Genomic DNA, 17,080 nt, shown 5'->3' with positions numbered 1-17,080 from the left:
TAAGCATAGCGCGAGGAGACGGAAATAATAACCGCCAGGCATTCAGTCGATGGAAAAAACAGCGGATGGCGGGAAGCCCCGAAGAGAGCTTCCCGGAGAGGTATCAACGTTTATCTGGCGGTACGGGCGACCGCATCGCGGCTTGCCTGCGCTCGCTCTTCGCCCGTCAGCACCGCCAGTTGACCACCGCGCATTTCCAGCAGCCTGTCGGCATGCTGAAAATAGTGGTCATCGTGGCTGATGGCAAAAATGGTTTTCCCCATTTGCCGCATGAGCGGCAGCAATACCTGATAAAATTCACGGCGGAAATACGGGTCCTGATCTGCAGCCCATTCATCCAGCATGATGATATCGCGCTCTTCAGCCAGCGCCAGCAACAGCGCCACCCGCTTTTTTTGCCCTTTCGAAAGTTTCAGATCGAGAATTTTACCGTTATCCAGCGGCAGCTTATGCCCCATTTGTAGATAATCCAGCCACTTGTCCACCAGCGCGGGATCGGCCGCTTTCCCTTCCGGCCCCAGCAACCTGTCGAATAGCCAGACGTCGGTAAATACGGCGGAGAATAGCTTACGGTAATCTTCCGGTTTATCCGCCGCTATTGGTTGTCCATCCAGCAGAATCTGCCCGGCACACGGCTGATACAAACCGGTCAGTAGCATGGCCAGGGTTGATTTTCCGCTACCGTTGCCGCCAATCAGAAATATCAGCTCGCCGCGTTGCAGCGTCATATTGACAGGCCCTACCGAAAAGCGGTTATCGGGATAATGGAACACCACATCGCGCAGTTCCAGTGTCTGCCAGTGAGGATTGGCCTGCGCCCGCGGAAATTCGGCGCGATAGGGCGCGAGCGAAAACTGACGCAGCTTATTAAACGCCACCTGAGCGCTGAGCAGAGTGGGCAGCGCCCCCACCGCCGAAAGCAGCGGCGTGCGCAGAAATAACAAGGTTAATGAGTAGGTCGCCGCCACCGCGGTATCAGCCCAGCCCAGGCTATTGGCCATCCAGAAAACCAGGCCAATGGCACCAAGCATCATTATATTCGACCAGTTAACGGCGCTCAGGTGGAAAGTATCGGCACGCACAATATGATGCCGATATTCACGCGCATCCGGGAGGTAAAGCTGGTTAAATACATATTCAGCGCGTTCGCGGTTAAGGGTCAGCTCCTTGCGCCCTTCCAGCACCGTCTGATAATCGTGATACAGCTTATCTTCGCTTTCACGCAACAAAGCCATATGTTTATAGACGCGTGAGACCAGTATAAAGCCGCCCCAGATGGTCAATGCCAGCCAAAGCGCGGTAATCAACATCATTTTCCCCGATAGCCAGGCCAGATAGGCGGCGGAACCGAAGGTCAGAATGATCCCCTGCACCAGCTCAGGCAGGCGCACGAAGGCAATAGTAATATTGCGAATATCGCTGGTTAACCCGGCCAGCAGCGACGCGCTGCCGATTTTCTCAATCGTCTCGATTTGGCTATCAAGGATACGTTTAATAAATTCTCCGCGCAGGCGATAAACGAAATGGTGACCGAGCGTGGTCAGCGCCAGCTGCGAGCCGAGCGTGACGGCCATCAGCAGCAGCAACAATCCGAGGAATTCCGGTAAAACCGTCAGGGAGGTATCCACAATGGCAATCAGGCGCAGATTAATAAAGGCGATAAGCCCGATACCCAACGCCGCACTGAGCAGACTCAGGGCAATGACGGCAATAAACGGCCAGCGATACTGGCGCCAGACAAGAAGAAGAAGTTCCATAACACCGAATCCGGGCAAGCAAAAACAGCCAGCAGTTTAAACGGCTCGCCGGTAACGGCAAGAATAATTCTCATTTTTATTGCCCGCCAGACGAAAAGTGAGATTATAACGGCAGGCGCCGGTCGCCGGATGCATTCCCTCTTTCAACGCCTGGATACCATGATAAAACAGTCGTGATTTCCCGCCCCAGACCACCACGTCACCGTGTTCCAGCAGTACCCGCTGTAGTGGGTCGTTACGCTTCAAGCCACCGAACTGAAATATTGCCGGCAGCCCCAGCGAAACGGACACGATCGGCGCACGCAGGTCGTGTTCATCTTTATCCTGATGTAACGACAGCTTCGCCCCCGGCTGATAGCGGTTTATCAGGCACGCATCTGGCGCAAATTGCGCATAGCCGCAAGCGGCGGCGGCATCTGAGGCCAGCTCACGGAAAAGCTGCGGCATCGGCGGCCAGCGCTGGCCCGTGAGCGGATCGGTATTAGCGTAGAGATATCCATGCTGATCCGTGGTCCAGCCCAGTTCGCCGCAGTTGGTCATCGCCACCGACATGGTATAACCACCGGGCGTTACCATCTGACGAAAAGGCGAGCGGCGGGCAATATCGGCGATGACCTGCAAAAGTCCCGCAGCGCGCTCGCGGGCGTAGCGACGTAAAACGATCGCCCCCGGTGCCAGCGGCTCCTGCCAGGGCGGCGTATCGGCAAAAAGATCGAGCATCAGTTCTCCTCGGTTTGTGCTTCGCGCGCCAGCAGCAGCGCTTTGCGCGCCCTCCCCCAGCGATAGCCGGATAACGCCCCTCCCTCACGGACAACCCGATGGCAGGGAATCACCAGCGCCAGCCTGTTGGCGGCGCAAGCGCTCGCCACAGCCCTGACCGCGCGGGGACGGCCAATGCTTTGCGCGACCTGACGATAGCTGCGGGTTTCGCCCGCCGGGATCTGCCGCAACGCCTGCCAGACCTGAAGCTGAAACGCCGTACCGCGCAAATCGAGCGGTAAAGAGAATGGCTGGCGGAAATCGTTAAGATGCGTAAATACTTGCGCCACCCGTTGGCGAAAAACGTCGTCACCCGGCACCAGGCGTGCATTGGGAAATATTCGGGCTAATTCCTCATAGAGCGAGGCGTCATTCTCTCCCGGCAATACGGCGCATACGCCTCGTTCGCTTTCTGCGACCAGGCAGCGCCCCAGAGGACCGTCGCCGCATATCCAGGTAATATCAGTCTTGTCGCCGCCACGACGAAACTGACTGGCGGTCATCCCCAGCACGGCATCAGCCTGCTGATAGTAACTGCTGTTATCCGGAAAACCGGCGGACAACGCCGCATCGGTGACCTTTTCCCCCTGAGCCAGCGCTTCGCGTAAGCGACGGGCGCGCCAGGCCTGTTGCCAGGCCTTGGGGGTCATGCCGGTGACAGATTTAAAGAGACGATGAAAATGAAACGGACTGACCGCAAGCTGACGCGCCAGTGTGTCCAGCGTTATCGGCGCCTCCTGCTCCAGCAATCGACAGGCAGCTGCGACTTTATCCACCTTCTGCTGCTGCGGATCGATTTTTTCCGGCTGGCAGCGTTTACACGGGCGAAAACCTGCCGCCAGCGCGGCGTCAACGGAGGGATAAAAGCGGACATTTTCCCGCAATGCCCGTCGCGAACGGCAGGATGGGCGACAGCAAATTCCGGTAGTCAGCACGGCAAACACAAACTGACCATCGGCGCGAACATCGCGTTCGCATACGGCCTGCCAGCGACGCGCATCGGTATCAATCATTATCGGTTTCATAACGGACTCCTGCGGTAAGCAGCGCCTCCCTACGGGGGGTTATTGGCCTGTCAGTCGGAATCCGGAAGCGCTTCGCTCTCCCTCCCGGCCGCGTTGAAGTACGTTCAAAACACAACGCGTTTTTCGCCCATGGCCGACCGCAAACTGACAAGTCAAACACCCCGATGGGATAAGCACTAAGTGTATCTTCAGTCTGGGCCGAACTCCGTTATCAAAAACCCGAAATCTTGCTGTTTAATTTTTCTCACCGACAAGAAAAGTGCGAAACTGCGGCGACATCCAGGTTTTAAATCCTTCCCCTTCTTTAACAATCATATAGACCGCCAGCCCCTGTTCACGTACCACATCCTGCGCTTTATCCGGTCCCAGCACCATCAGTCCGGTATCCCAGCCGTCAGCTTCCAGCGCCGTCGGGGCGATCACGGTAACCGAAACCAGCTTGTGATCGATCGGGCACCCGGTTTGCGGATCGATAATGTGCGAAATACGCTTGCCATCCAGTTCATAGTAGTTGCGATAGCTACCTGAGGTACTGATACCGTGGCCGTTAATATCGACGATCGCCTGCACCGCATTTTCACGATCGGTCGGTTTCTGGATCGCCACCCGCCACGGGTGCCCTTCGCCGTTCATTCCCCGACTCACCAGCGCGCCGCCCACCGAAACCAGGTAACGCGAAATCCCTTCCTGTTCCATCAGGCGCGCTAAATGATCGGCGGCATAACCTTCACCTACGGTAGAAAGATCGACAAACAGATCCGGAATGTCTTTTTGCAAAAACTGCTTATCGGCCTGGTTAATCACCGTCAGATGCTGTAACCCAGTACGCGCTTTTGCCGCGGCGATCTGCTGCGGATCCGGCGTTTTTACCGGTTGTTTATCCGGGCCAAAGCCCCATAAATTCACCAGCGGTCCCACGGTTATATCCATCGCGCCATGGGTTTTGGCGCCAATGCGCAGCGACATGGTGACGATATCCGCCATCGCTTCGCTGACCGGCCACGGCGTGGTGCCGGAGAAATGGTTAAAACGCATCAGCGCTGAATCATTCTTCCAGGTAGAGAGCAGGCGGTCGTCAGCATCTAATTGTGCCTGAATTTTCTGGCGCAGCGCCTGATCCTTTGCCTGATCAACATTTATCACGCTGACCCGCCAGAATGTGCCCATGGTTTTCCCCTCCAGCACGGTGACGGCGGATTTGGGTTCCTGGGGAGATGTGGCTGAATCACAACCTGAAAACAGTACGCAAACCCCAACCAGGGTGGCGCGGAAAAAAGTCATATCCATAAAAATTGGCTTCCTCTTGCTAAGAGCCAAAGAGTACACCAGCAAGATTAAACCGGGCATAAAAAAAGGCGCCATCGGCGCCTTTTTAGCAACTTCAGCGTGCTTAGAACTGGTAAACCAGGCCCAGAGCAACGATGTCGTCGGTAGAGATACCGGCGTTACGAGTGAAGCTGTTGTCATCCAGCAGGTTGATTTTGTAGTCAACGTAGGTGGACATGTTTTTGTTGAAGTAGTAGGTCGCGCCGACATCAACATATTTCAGGATATCCTGATCGCCGTAACCGTTTTCCAGATCTTTACCTTTGGACTGCAGGTAAGCTACAGACGGACGCAGACCGAAGTCGAACTGATACTGGGCAACCACTTCGAAGTTCTGCGCTTTGTTCGCAAAGCCCAGGCTGCCCGCGCGAGTTGCGTTATAGGTCTGGGTGTACTGAGTCGCCAGGTAAATATTGTTGGCGTCATATTTCAGACCACCGGTATAGGTTTCAGCGTTGTCACCGCGGCCCAGTTCAGTTTCGGTGTTCTGATCGCTGGTACGTTTAGAGTGAGAGTATGCGAAACCAGCGCTAATGCCATCCCAGATGTCATAGGTTACAGCGGTACCGAAGCCGTCGCCGTTCTGTTTGTTCCAGTCACGACCGTTATTGGTCGCGCCTTCGCCGCTTACGCTGCCGTTTTTACCCTGGTATTGCAGGGCAAAGTTCAGGCCATCAACCAGACCGAAGAAATCAGAGTTACGGTAGGTTGCAAGGCCGTTAGCACGCTGCTGCATGAAGTTGTCGGAACCGTAGGTGTCACCACCGAATTCCGGCAGAACGTCGGTCCAGGAAGTCACGTCGTATACTACGCCGTAGTTACGACCGTAATCGATAGAACCCGCATCGCCGAATTTCAGACCGGCAAACGCCAGACGCGTCCATGACTGATCGCTTGAGCTTTCAGTGTTGTTCGCCTGAACGTTGTATTCCCACTGGCCGTAACCGGTCAGTTGGTCATTGATCTGAGTTTCGCCTTTGATGCCCAGACGCATGTAGGTCTGGTCGCCATCGTTGCTCTTATCATCAGAGAAATAGTGCAGACCGTCGATTTTACCGTACAGGTCTAATTTATTGCCGTCTTTGTTATAAACCTCAGCCGCATTTGCTGCGCCTGCTACCAGCAGAGCCGGTACCAGGAGGGACAGTACTTTAACTTTCATGTTATTAACCCTCTGTTTGTTATATGCCTTTATTATTCCACTGCTTACTGATTACCCTTCTAATCAGCCGGCCATTTCATTGTGCTGCAAAATGCAGAATAATCCAATAAGAATATGATACTAAAACTTCTAAGGTGTTTCAAAATACCCGCAAAATATTTCAATTTGTAAATGAAAGGGAACTTTTTTAGGCATAAAAAACGCAACAAAATAAGCACTAATAATCAAAAAATAAAAATAAACAAATAAAATCAACACATTAAAAAGAGACCAATCTATAGCACTGAATGGTAAAACAAAAACGTCATCCGGGACTAAAATTATCCACGCTATCATCATTAACTTTATTTATTACCGTCATTCAGTTCTGAATGCCTGTTTACCCCTATTTCAACCGGATGCCTCGCATTCGGTTTTTTTTTACCGTTCTTTACATCACTTTAATTACTCCATGCCTGCCAACAAAAAAAATAACGACTATTAATCAAACAGCTATGCTGTGAAGAATCATTATTCAGACAATTCTTTGTTATTTAGTGCTATTTTTACTGACAGAAAAAGTAAATATTTGTACAACCTCCAGGCGGCTGTACATTTTGCCACCCGGTAAGTTTAAGATAAATCTCAAGGCAAAAAAGTGTTTGTATGATATCCAGATGTATGGATTTTCGACGTTAACCTTTATACTGTTTGTGGCATCCGCTACGCTCCCGTTGCTCCTGGCGCAACCGCCCGTTCATAAACACTGATGAGTCGCACTCTCACAAGATGACCTCGAAAAAATTGTCCCTAATCCCTGGCAACATTACCCGCTTCTTCATTTTAATGGTCATCGTCCTGCTGGCGACGATGGGGATCATGATTCAGAGCGCCGTGAATACCTGGCTGAAAGATAAAAGCTACCAGATTGTCGATATCAGTGATGACCTGCACAAACGCATTGATACCTGGCGCTACGCCACCTGGCAAATTTACGACAATATTGCCGCCACCTCGACCTCTTCCGGCGCGACTCAGGATACAGACTTACAGGAAACGCGTTTAAAGCAGGATGTTTACTATCTGGAGAAACCACGGCGTAAAACCGAAGCGCTGATTTTTGGTTCTCATGACAGCTCTACGCTGGAAATGACGAAAAAAATCTCCAGTTACCTCGACATTTTGTGGGGTGCGGAAACAATTCCATGGTCGATGTACTATCTGAATGGGCTTGATAACAGCCTGATTCTGGTTTCGACGCTGCCGTTGAAGGATTTATCATCCAGCTATAAAGAGTCGACCATCAGCAGCGTGGTAGAGTCGCGTCGGGAAGAAATGCTGCTTCAGGCAAATACCCTGGATGAACGCGAAACATTCTCTTCGCTGCGCCACCTCGTCTGGCAAAATGGCTACTACTTTACTTTGCGCACCACCTTCAACCAACCGGGCCATCTGGCGACCGTTGTGGCTTTCGATCTGCCCATTAATGACCTGATCCCCCCCAGTATGTCGCTGGATAGTTTTCGTCTTGAACCGGATCCGTCAAAAAATATCGCCAGTACGCCGGATAAAGCAACAAGCGACATTGTCAGCATCAACTTTAATGGCCCACGGATTGAAATTATCACCACAATCAGTACCACCGGCATGCGTCTGATATGGAAAGTGCCCTTCGGCGAGCTGATTCTGGAATCCTTACAGAATATTTTACTGCCGCTCCTGCTGAACGTCGGTTTGCTGGCGCTGACGCTGTTCGGTTTTACCACCTTCCGCCACTACAGCAACCGGAACAGCATATCCGGTACGGCGGTCTCTTCGGCCGCCAACAGTGAACTACGCGTCCAACGCGCTATCCATGAAGAGATCGTCTCGCTATTGCCGCTGGGGCTGCTGGTTCACGATCAGGAGGCTAACCGTACCGTCATCAGCAATCCTATCGCCGATCATCTGCTGCCGCATCTGAACCTGCAAAACATCACCAATATGGCCGATCAGCACCAGGGGGTAATCCAGGCGACGGTGAATAATGAGCTATATGAGATCCGCCAGTTTCGTAGCCAAGTCGCGCCTCGTACGCAAATATTCATTATTCGCGATCAGGATCGTGAAGTGATGGTAAATAAGAAGCTCCGACAGGCTCAGCGTCTGTACGAGAAAAATCAGCATAGTCGAACCGCTTTTATGCAACATATTGGCGCCGCGCTGAAGCAACCGGCACAAACGCTGGCGGAAGAGGCGGCTGCGCTGGGCATTAGCGAGAGTCGTAAGCTGGCACAGCATGCGGATGAACTGGTACAGCTGGTAGATGAAATACAGTTGGCAAATCTGCTGGAAAGCGATAACTGGAAAAGCGTTCAGGGGCGATTCTCTGTTCAGCAACTCATTGATGAAGTCGTACCTGAAGTCCTGCCGCTCATCAAACGCAAAGGTCTGCAACTGCTGATTAATAACGCGCTTCCGGCGAATGAGCAACGCTACGGCGATCGTGACGCGCTGCGGCGCACGCTTTTACTGCTTATCCAGTATTCAGTTACCACCACGCCAATTGGCAAGATCACCCTTGAAGTGAGTCAGGATGAGTCAGCGGACGATCGCCTGACCTTCCGCATACTCGACACTGGCAACGGCGTTTCCGGTAACGAAATCGACAATATGCACTTCCCGTTCCTCAACGCTACGCAGTCCGATCTGTACGGCAAAGCCAACGCCCTCACCTTCTGGCTCTGCGATCAACTGATGCGCAAACTGGGCGGTCAGTTGCATATCAACGCGCGTGAATCGCTGGGTACCCGCTACTCCCTGCATCTGAAAATGGCGGTCAGTGAAGAAGAGAGCGATTCAGGCGAGCATCTGCTGGATGATGTTGTGGTATTGCTTGATATCACCGCCAATGAAGTGCGCCGGATCGTTACGCGGCAACTTGAAAGCTGGGGAGCGAGCTGCATTACGCCGGATGACAAACTAACGCGTCAACAATATGATCTCTTTTTAACGGATAATCCGTCTAATCTTACTGCTTCAGGCTTGCTTTTAAGCGATGATGAGGCCGGAATACGCAAAATTGGCCCAGGCCAGCTTCGCGTTAACTTTAATATCAGCACCGCGATGCAGGAAGCGATCCTGCAGCTGATTGAGCAGCAGTTGGCTGATGAAGACGCTCCCGCCAGCGAGAGTAACGTGCAACTCCATGCCAGCGGCTATTACGCCCTGTTTGCCGACACGGTACCAGATGATGTTAAGAGGCTGTATAATGAACTAACAACGAGCGATTTCGCCGCACTGGCACAAACCGCTCATCGCCTGAAAGGGGCGTTTGCTATGCTAAATCTGATACCCGGCAAACAGTTATGTGAAACGCTTGAACATCTGATTCGTGAAAAAGATGCGCAAGGAATAGAAAAATATGTCAGCGACATTGACGTCTACGTCAAGAGCTTGCTGTAGCAAGGTAGCCTAATACATGAACAATATGAACGTAATTATTGCCGATGACCATCCGATCGTACTGTTCGGTATTCGTAAGTCACTTGAGCAAATTGAGTGGGTAAACGTTGTCGGCGAGTTTGAAGACTCCACCGCATTAATCAATAATCTGCCAAAACTGGATGCACACGTTCTGATCACTGATTTATCCATGCCTGGCGATAAATACGGCGATGGCATTACGCTTATCAAGTATATCAAGCGCCATTTCCCGGATCTGTCGATCATTGTGCTGACGATGAATAACAATCCGGCGATCCTGAGCGCCGTGCTGGATCTGGATATTGAAGGGATCGTCCTGAAACAGGGGGCCCCGACCGATCTGCCGAAAGCGCTGGCGGCGCTGCAAAAAGGCAAAAAATTCACCCCGGAGAGTGTGTCGCGCCTGCTGGAGAAAATCAGCGCCGGCGGCTATGGTGACAAACGGCTGTCGCCAAAAGAGAGTGAAGTATTGCGCCTGTTCGCTGAAGGTTTCCTGGTCACCGAGATTGCCAAAAAGCTTAACCGCAGTATCAAAACCATCAGTAGCCAGAAGAAATCGGCGATGATGAAGCTCGGCGTGGAAAACGATATCGCCCTGCTGAACTATCTCTCTTCCGTTTCGCTGAGTTCAACGGACAAAGACTAACCCCTCTGCTCCCGGTCGGGCGGCGATAAACGCCGCGACCGGGAAAATCTTTTACTCTCTTCCCTGACGCACCCGCGCGGCATAAATCGCCAGGGTCTGCCTGATAATATCCAGAGTGACCGGCTTCGACAGACAACTGTCCATACCCGACTCCAGGCAGCGCTGTTTCTCTTCCGCCAGCGCATTGGCGGTCACCCCGATGACCGGCAGCGTCAGTCCCAACTGGCGAATGCGTTGGGTCAGGCGATAACCGTCCATATTCGGCATGTTGACGTCACTAAGCACAATATCAATATGCTGTTTACTTAATACATTCAGGGCATCAATGCCATCGTTTGCGGTGACGCAGCGATAACCCAACGATCCCAGTTGGTCGGCCAGCAGACGCCGGTTAATCGGGTGGTCATCCACCACCAGAATCATCATGTCATCATTATTGCTGTCCGTTTGCGTCTCCGGAATGGATAACGCAGGCTCGCTGCCTGCACTGGTGACCGCAATGTGGAAAATGCGCCCCAATAGCGACAACAACTCATGCGGTGTGGCGACACTGTGCAGCCACTCGCCGGGGGCTCGCTCCTGCGGAATACCAATATGGCGACGACAGAAGATAACGGCAGCCAGGCCAGCCCAGGGCAAAGAGATCTCACTGTCGGTCAACAGGATGTCTTCAGCTCCCGGTTCTTGCCCGGTAAAGCGACGGAACGGAATCGCGTGATATGTCAGCAGCGACTCGATAAACAGCGCCAAAGAAGTATTATCTATCGCCAGCCAGCAGCATTTTTCAGACAAGCCGTCGCTAAGCAGCGGCAGGCTATTTTGTACGCCATAGAGTGGAATACGGATGGTAAACCGGCTGCCCATTCCGGGTTCAGTTTCGACGGCAATATCGCCATCCATCATGTTAATAAGTTTTTCACAAATGGCCAGGCCAAGCCCGGTTCCCTGGAAGTTGTGCTGGACCCCGGAACCGACCTGGAAGAACGGGTCGAACAGACGCACCACCTCTTTCGCCGGGATCCCTTCTCCGGTATCGCGAACGCTAATTTGCAGATAGTCGCCCGCCCGCTTTACATGCAGAATGATGCAGCCGGTATCGGTAAACTTAATCGCATTACTCAGCAGGTTTGAAATCACCTGCTGCAGGCGCATCGGATCGCCGGACATCAGTTGCGGCACATCGGGCTCAATAAAGCAGTACAGTCCTAGCTGTTTACGCACCACCAGCGGCAGGTAGTTGGCGGAAATATGGTTCATCACTTCCCGCGGCGAAAACGCCCGCGGCTCAATTTTGAGCTGCTCGGATTCAATTTTTGAGAAATCGAGAATATCGCTGATAATTTTCAGCAGCAGGCTGGAAGAGTTATTCATCGCCGTTACCAGTCGGCCAACCCCTTTCGGCAGTTCCTTGGTCTGCAGTAAATCCAGGTTGCCGATAATCCCGTACAACGGGGTACGCAGTTCGTGACTGACCGTCGCAAGGAACATGGATTTCGACTGACTGGCCTGCTCCGCAGCCTGCGCCATCTCCTGCAGCGATTCCTCCATTTTGACGCGCGCCGACACATCCACCAGCACGCAAATCGCCACATTCTCGTTACGGTAGCGTGAGTGAACAAAGCTGATTTGCAGATTGGTATTATTGCTGGTCAGCACATCGACAAAATTCACCTGCTGGCCGCAGATAATTTGCGTTAATCGCTGCCTGTCCTCATGCGTCAGCATATTGAGATAGTTATGCGCCAGCTCGTTACTCAGGATATTGGTGCCATCGAGCGTACGCAAAATACAGATCCCTACCGGCGCCGAGGCGACGATTTTTCGGTTGAACTGCTCGTGCTCTTCCAGCCGCTGAGCGTCATTTTCCGCCGGAATAAAGATCCGCCGTTCATACATCCGGGCGAGAGCAAAAAGGATCACGCCGGTCAGCAGGTTAAGCACGACGGCGTTAAGTACCAGCATCCGGATACGTTCCAGAACCTGATCCACCGATACCGAATAAACAATGCTCAACGAAGAGGGCGGCAGGCTCTTTTTCATCGCCAGCTCGCGAAAACCGGAAGTATAGCCAAACCACAGTCGCTCCTGCATCCACTTGGCATCCGGTTTTATATTGCTATCCGACCCGGCAAGCGAAATGAGCGACTGACCGTTATCGTCGAGAATCGTCACATTCATTGGCAGACTGCCGGGGATAAAGAAACTTTCCATCCGGATCGTTTGCTCTACGCCAAGCATCGCCTGCAGGCGGTTAGCCACATAAATCGGCGTCAGGGCGTAAAAATACCCGACGCCAGGACGCACGCCCTGGCTTATCCAGAACAGATTGTTACCGCGCTCGTTTTGCGGCGCATCACGATACTGCTCAATGCGCTGGTGCAAAACTTTTAACGTCTGGTCTCGCTCCAGCGGAATTTCGCGCAGGCCGAAGTTGGCCATACAGAGATTGTCGCTCCCAATCAAAAAAATACGATTGAGGTCATAAGCTGTCGAAAAATTGTCACGCCAGTAACGCATAAACCATGCCAGCGACTGTAGCGAATTACGCCAGGTGGAGCTCATTAGCGTGCAATCGGAATCAGGATAGAGCGGTTCAAAATTAGGGATCGCAATATCACCGCGCTGAACCAGCGTGTCGCCGTCTTCACTCCCATCCGTCAGGCGGTTGCCAGCGACATATTTCAGCTCTTTAATCACGTCGGCGGTACGCTGAATATAGCGCTGCGCCTGATCGGCATTGAGGTTAAATTCCTGGCGAATTTTCGATTCCCGATCGTGCAGAGCATTGACGATGTAAAACACCGAGATAAAAGCGATTAACATCCACAGCAATACCGCCAGCGCTCTGAACAGGTAGCGTGAAACTTTCAGGGTTGTACGAAAGGAAGCAAGGTATTTCAATGTCGCAATGCTCGGCCGTCAGGGGCTCAACAGAATGGCGTTAAGGTAACGATAAAACAACGGCCCCGCAACGGGAAAACAAAAAGGGTCGGGATAACCCCGACCCTTTCAGAACAATTACCGTAGAGAATTACTCTTCATCTTCGGCAATATCATCATCACTTTCCGCTTCTGGCGCAATATCATCATCGCCTTCCGCCACGCTGCCGTCGATAGCATCCAGCTCCTCGTCATCAACCGGCTCAGCCACGCGCTGCAGGCCGACCACGTTTTCATCTTCCGCAGTACGGATGAGAATCACGCCCTGCGTGTTACGCCCCACAATGCTCACTTCAGAAACGCGGGTACGCACCAGCGTGCCTGCATCGGTGATCATCATGATCTGGTCGGCATCATCCACCTGTACCGCGCCAACCACAGAGCCGTTACGCTCGGTAACTTTAATGGAAATAACGCCCTGCGTACCACGAGACTTGGTTGGATATTCGCCTTCCGCCGTACGTTTACCGTAGCCATTCTGCGTCACGGTCAGGATAGCCCCTTCGCCGCGCGGAATAATCAGAGAGACAACCTTGTCTTCGCCCGCCAGCTTAATACCGCGCACGCCGGTCGCGGTACGCCCCATCGCACGGACGGCATCTTCTTTAAAGCGCACCACTTTACCGGCGGCAGAGAACAGCATGACTTCGTCAGAACCGGAGGTCAGATCCACGCCGATCAGCTCGTCGCCTTCGTTGAGGTTCACCGCGATGATACCGGCGGAACGCGGACGGCTGAACTCGGTCAGCGCCGTTTTCTTCACCGTACCGCTGGCGGTGGCCATAAAGACGTTAACGCCCTCTTCGTACTCGCGTACCGGCAGAATAGCGGTAATACGCTCGTCGGCTTCCAGCGGCAGCAGGTTGACGATCGGACGACCGCGCGCGCCACGGCTCGCTTCCGGCAGCTGATAAACCTTCATCCAGTACAGACGGCCACGGCTGGAGAAGCAAAGGATCGTGTCGTGGGTGTTAGCCACCAGCAGACGGTCGATAAAGTCTTCTTCTTTAATACGCGCCGCAGATTTGCCTTTCCCGCCACGACGCTGCGCTTCGTAATCGGTTAACGGCTGATACTTCACGTAGCCCTGATGGGACAAGGTCACAACAACATCTTCCTGGTTGATCAGATCTTCGATGTTGATATCAGCGCTATTGGCGGTGATTTCCGTACGGCGCTGGTCGCCGAACTGATCGCGCACCAGCTCCAGCTCTTCACGAATCACTTCCATCAGACGCTCGGCGCTGCCCAGAATGTGCAGCAGTTCCGCGATCTGTTCCAGCAACTCTTTGTACTCGTCGAGCAGTTTTTCATGCTCAAGACCCGTCAGTTTCTGCAGACGCAGATCCAGAATCGCCTGCGCCTGTTGTTCAGTCAGGTAATACTGACCATCGCGCACGCCAAATTCCGGTTCCAGCCATTCCGGACGCGCGGCATCATCACCGGCGCGTTCCAGCATCGCCGCAACGTTGCCCAGATCCCACGGACGGGCGATTAACCCCGCTTTTGCTTCTGCCGGCGTCGGCGCACGACGGATCAGCTCGATGATCGGATCGATGTTCGCCAGCGCAACCGCCAGCGCTTCAAGGATATGCGCACGATCGCGGGCTTTACGCAGCTCGAAAATGGTACGACGCGTCACCACTTCGCGGCGGTGGCGCACAAACGCGGCAATAATTTCTTTCAGGTTCATGATCTTCGGCTGTCCATGGTGCAAAGCAACCATGTTGATACCGAAGGAGACCTGCAGTTGAGTCTGTGAATAAAGGTTGTTAAGCACGACCTCACCCACCGCGTCACGCTTAACTTCAATCACGATGCGCATGCCGTCTTTATCGGACTCGTCGCGCAGCGCACTGATACCTTCAACGCGTTTATCTTTCACCAGCTCGGCGATTTTCTCGATCAGACGCGCTTTGTTCACCTGATACGGAATTTCATGCACGATGATGGTTTCGCGGCCGGTTTTGGCATCAGCTTCCACTTCCGCGCGTGCGCGAATGTACACTTTCCCGCGACCGGTGCGATAGGCTTCTTCAATACCGCGGCGACCGTTGATGATCGCGGCGGTCGGAAAGTCCGGGCCCGGAATGTGTTCCATCAGCCCTTCAATGCTGATGTCTTCGTTTTCGACGTACGCCAGACAGCCGTTGATCACTTCGGTCAGGTTGTGCGGCGGAATATTGGTTGCCATACCGACTGCGATACCGGACGAACCGTTGACTAACAGGTTCGGGATTTTGGTCGGCATGACGTCAGGGATCTTCTCCGTGCCGTCATAGTTATCGACGAAATCCACCGTCTCTTTTTCCAGGTCGGCCATCAGTTCATGGGCGATCTTCGCCAGACGGATTTCTGTGTAACGCATCGCCGCGGCGGAGTCGCCATCGACAGAACCAAAGTTACCCTGACCATCTACCAGCATATAACGCAAGGAGAATGGCTGTGCCATACGTACAATGGTGTCATAAACGGCGGTATCACCATGAGGGTGGTATTTACCTATGACGTCACCAACAACACGGGCAGATTTTTTATAGGCTTTGTTCCAGTCATTGCCCAATACGTTCATGGCGTATAGTACGCGACGGTGAACCGGCTTCAGGCCATCTCGGACGTCCGGCAGCGCACGGCCAACAATGACCGACATCGCATAATCCAGATACGAGCTTTTCAGCTCTTCCTCGATGTTGACCGGTGTAATTTCTCTCGCAAGGTCGCTCATCTAACCGCTATCCCTCTACTGTATCCCGGATTCAAAGGTCGCAAATTATAACACAGCCGCAGTAATACGGGTAAATCTATACCCAATGAATTTCTCGCCGCATCAGGACGGCGAATTCGTCGCGAATGAATGTCTCCAGCCAGGAGTAGCGAAGGCTGGCAAAGCTGGCGACGGCATATACGGTTTATTCACGGCGGTCTGCTGATATACTCCCAGACCTGAATCGAAGAAGGAGTAAAAGCGCTCATGAATGCCGAAAAATCGTCGGTAGCCCACAACGTTGATCATAATGAAATCGCTAAATTTGAAGCCGTCGCATCACGCTGGTGGGATTTAGAGGGCGAGTTCAAACCATTGCATCGCATCAACCCTCTGCGTCTCAGCTACATCGCGGAGCGCTCCGGCGGTCTGTTCGGCAAAAAAGTGCTCGATGTCGGCTGCGGCGGCGGTATTCTTGCGGAAAGCATGGCGCGCGAAGGCGCAACGGTGACCGGTCTCGATATGGGTTTTGAACCCTTACAGGTGGCGAAACTGCATGCACTGGAGAGCGGTATACAGGTCGAATATATTCAGCAAACGGTCGAAGAGCACGCGGGAAAACACGCTCAGCAGTACGACGTGGTCACCTGCATGGAGATGCTGGAACACGTCCCGAACCCACAGTCGGTCGTGCACGCCTGCGCGCAGTTGGTCAAACCCGGCGGCCACGTTTTCTTCTCGACCATTAACCGTAACGGTAAAGCATGGCTGATGGCGGTGGTGGGCGCCGAGTACATTATGAAGATGGTGCCCAAGGGGACCCATGATGTGAAGAAATTCATTAAACCTGCGGAGCTGATTGGTTGGGTAGATCAGACTATTCTGAAAGAACAGCATATTACCGGCCTGCATTACAATTTATTGACCAATACCTTCAAGCTGGCGCCAGGTGTTGATGTTAATTATATGTTGCATACAACGACGAAAAACACATAACGTCAGCAGTTTTTCCTATGATGATTGCGCGGCATCAAGCCGCGTGATTTCTTCTTCCGATGAAGAAATCGGCACCCGATCAAATTTTCATTTTTTTTTCTGATTTATTGACATCTTCTCCAGGCCTTATGTGGCGTGGATTTCGCGATTATTCCCCTTACGCAACCTCAATTTAACGTCAAAATCAACTCTTGTACTCAAAAGAATCCTTACTAGAATACTCACCATATAGCGTTTCTTTTATCAATAACCCCCTACATATAGTATTTATCCACAGAGTTAGTCACAACGAGTCTCTGTGGATAAGTGGGGGATATCTTC

At 52.7% G+C, this 17,080-nt stretch carries 10 protein-coding genes; 3 read left to right on the top strand and 7 right to left on the bottom strand.

Translation table 11 applies throughout. The features are described from left to right. Positions 1 to 110: 110 nt before the first annotated feature. The 5 genes from ABK821_RS12870 to ABK821_RS12850 all read right to left on the bottom strand — a co-directional run bounded on the left by ABK821_RS12870 (position 111) and on the right by ABK821_RS12850 (position 6,029). The gene (locus ABK821_RS12870) at positions 111 to 1,757 is read right to left on the bottom strand and encodes a multidrug ABC transporter permease/ATP-binding protein (RefSeq protein ID WP_343178820.1); all 1,647 of its coding nucleotides are present in this window, start codon (positions 1,755 to 1,757) and stop codon (positions 111 to 113) included. A 36-nt stretch (positions 1,758 to 1,793) separates the two neighbouring features. Beyond that, a complete protein-coding gene (gene alkB / locus ABK821_RS12865) occupies positions 1,794 to 2,477 on the bottom strand; it encodes a DNA oxidative demethylase AlkB (RefSeq protein ID WP_138361324.1) in 684 nt (227 codons plus the stop codon). Then, positions 2,477 to 3,541 (bottom strand): bifunctional DNA-binding transcriptional regulator/O6-methylguanine-DNA methyltransferase Ada, encoded by a 1,065-nt coding sequence (gene ada, locus ABK821_RS12860; RefSeq protein WP_343178819.1) that lies wholly within the window; start codon positions 3,539 to 3,541, stop codon positions 2,477 to 2,479. Before ada ends, alkB begins: the two co-directional genes overlap by 1 nt. A gap of 234 nt (positions 3,542 to 3,775) precedes the next feature. Further along, on the bottom strand, positions 3,776 to 4,828 hold the full coding sequence (gene apbE / locus ABK821_RS12855; protein ID WP_138361326.1) for an FAD:protein FMN transferase ApbE: 1,053 nt from the start codon (positions 4,826 to 4,828) through the stop codon (positions 3,776 to 3,778). Between the two features lie 103 nt (positions 4,829 to 4,931). Next, positions 4,932 to 6,029 (bottom strand): porin OmpC, encoded by a 1,098-nt coding sequence (locus ABK821_RS12850; protein WP_138361327.1) that lies wholly within the window; start codon positions 6,027 to 6,029, stop codon positions 4,932 to 4,934. 768 nt (positions 6,030 to 6,797) lie between these two features. Between ABK821_RS12850 and rcsD the strand changes: the two genes are divergently transcribed. Next, a complete protein-coding gene (gene rcsD, locus ABK821_RS12845) occupies positions 6,798 to 9,452 on the top strand; it encodes a phosphotransferase RcsD (RefSeq protein WP_138361329.1) in 2,655 nt (884 codons plus the stop codon). A gap of 16 nt (positions 9,453 to 9,468) precedes the next feature. Further along, positions 9,469 to 10,119, top strand: a complete 651-nt coding sequence (gene rcsB / locus ABK821_RS12840) for a response regulator transcription factor RcsB (protein WP_004103995.1) — start codon at positions 9,469 to 9,471, stop codon at positions 10,117 to 10,119. A gap of 51 nt (positions 10,120 to 10,170) precedes the next feature. Here the strand turns inward: rcsB and rcsC are convergent, their stop codons facing one another. Continuing rightward, positions 10,171 to 13,020: a two-component system sensor histidine kinase RcsC gene (rcsC, locus tag ABK821_RS12835; protein ID WP_138361330.1), complete on the bottom strand. Its 2,850-nt coding sequence runs from the start codon at positions 13,018 to 13,020 to the stop codon at positions 10,171 to 10,173. A 130-nt stretch (positions 13,021 to 13,150) separates the two neighbouring features. Then, entirely contained in the window at positions 13,151 to 15,784 is a 2,634-nt protein-coding gene (gyrA, locus tag ABK821_RS12830) for a DNA topoisomerase (ATP-hydrolyzing) subunit A (RefSeq protein ID WP_138361331.1), read from the bottom strand. A gap of 246 nt (positions 15,785 to 16,030) precedes the next feature. On the opposite strand from gyrA, the gene ubiG reads away from it, so the two are divergent. Continuing rightward, on the top strand, positions 16,031 to 16,759 hold the full coding sequence (ubiG, locus tag ABK821_RS12825) for a bifunctional 2-polyprenyl-6-hydroxyphenol methylase/3-demethylubiquinol 3-O-methyltransferase UbiG (protein WP_138361332.1): 729 nt from the start codon (positions 16,031 to 16,033) through the stop codon (positions 16,757 to 16,759). Positions 16,760 to 17,080 lie beyond the last annotated feature (321 nt).

The sequence above is a fragment of the Klebsiella sp. KE9456 genome (genome assembly GCF_043832615.1).
GTDB lineage: Bacteria > Pseudomonadota > Gammaproteobacteria > Enterobacterales > Enterobacteriaceae > Klebsiella > Klebsiella indica.
Note: the sequence above shows the minus strand (reverse complement) of the source record. Positions and strands in the feature narration are given on the sequence as shown.